The organism is Corynebacterium sp. MSK122, from assembly GCF_030229435.2.
In the GTDB taxonomy this organism is placed as follows: Bacteria; Actinomycetota; Actinomycetes; order Mycobacteriales; family Mycobacteriaceae; genus Corynebacterium; species Corynebacterium marquesiae.
Window position 1 is genome coordinate 1 of the sequence record NZ_JASPHV020000074.1, and the last position, 406, is coordinate 406.

Consider the following 406-nt stretch of genomic DNA (forward strand, 5'->3'; position numbering starts at 1 on the left):
CAGGTTTGCGGCTTCACGCCGGTACTCCGGCGTGTATTTCTTGCGCTGTTGACTCACAATGAACATCCTCTCCTACGGACACAAGATCCGCACAAATAGGGTGTCCACTACTCGAGGGTAACCTCAGTTTTGCGCGACGTGTTGTTGGATTTGTTTTGGGGTGAGCGTGTGGGGTTTGTGTGCGACGACGTAGGCGGCGATTCTTTGGAAGGTGTCTTTGTCTTCGACTCCGATGCATGCTGCTTCGGCGACTTCGGGCATTGATTCGATGGTTGCTGTTGGGCCTGACCCCCGGAAAGTAGACACGTCGGGGGTTAGCTATGCTGCTTGGGTCAGTGTAGCTGAATTCTCGGCTTCAAAGACGTCAGGAGCTGAAAGATTGCACCAGGAGTGCCGTCGGCGTGTG

General features: G+C 54.7%; 1 protein-coding gene. It reads right to left on the reverse strand.

Features of this window, described 5'->3' with window-relative positions; all coding sequences use genetic code 11:
• Nucleotides 1-123: 123 nt before the first annotated feature.
• Nucleotides 124-261 (reverse strand): AMP-binding enzyme, encoded by a 138-nt coding sequence (locus tag QP934_RS11525; RefSeq protein ID WP_419127593.1) that lies wholly within the window; start codon nucleotides 259-261, stop codon nucleotides 124-126.
• Nucleotides 262-406 lie beyond the last annotated feature (145 nt).